The 630-nt window shown below is 77.5% G+C and carries 1 pseudogene; it reads left to right on the forward strand.

Annotated elements, in window-relative coordinates:
* Positions 1–630 (forward strand): annotated as a pseudogene (locus tag KUM32_RS35505) (ABC transporter permease); the annotation flags it as partial.

Consider the following 630-nt stretch of genomic DNA (forward strand, 5'->3'; position numbering starts at 1 on the left):
GGCCTGGCCGCCGCCAACACCCGGGCCAAGTCGCGCCGACTGGCCTCCGCCACCACCCCGATCGTGCTGGCCATGGCCTTCTCCTCGACCCTGGTGTTCCTGCACACCAGCGAGGACCACGCCCGCGACGACCAGCGCCGCGCGGGCATCGTCGCCGACCACATCGTCACCGACCCCGACGGCCTGCCCGCCGACACCGCCGCCCGCGCCGCCCGCACCCCGGGCGTGCGGACCGCCGTCGGCCTGCTGCGCGCCGGCGTGCTCGTCCCGACCGGCTCCGGCGAGACCCGCATGCTCACCAGCGCCGCGGCCCAGGGCGTCTCCGGCACCGGCGACGCGCTGCGCACCGTCCAGGACCTGGACGTACGCTCCGGCGACCAGTCCGCCATCGGCCGCCCCGACACCGTCGCCGTGGACGCGCTGCTCGCCGACTCGGCCGACGCCGAGGTCGGCGACCGGCTCCAGATCGTGCTGCCCGACGGCTCGACGGCCAAGCCCAAGGTCGTCGCCGTCTACGGCCGCGGCCTCGGCGTCGCCCAGCTCACCCTGCCCCGCGCCGCGCTCGCCCCCCACGTGACCGCCGCCTTCGACACCGACGTCTTCGTCCAGCGGACCCCGGGCGGCGACCCG

Source organism: Streptomyces sp. AC627_RSS907, from assembly GCF_019049165.1.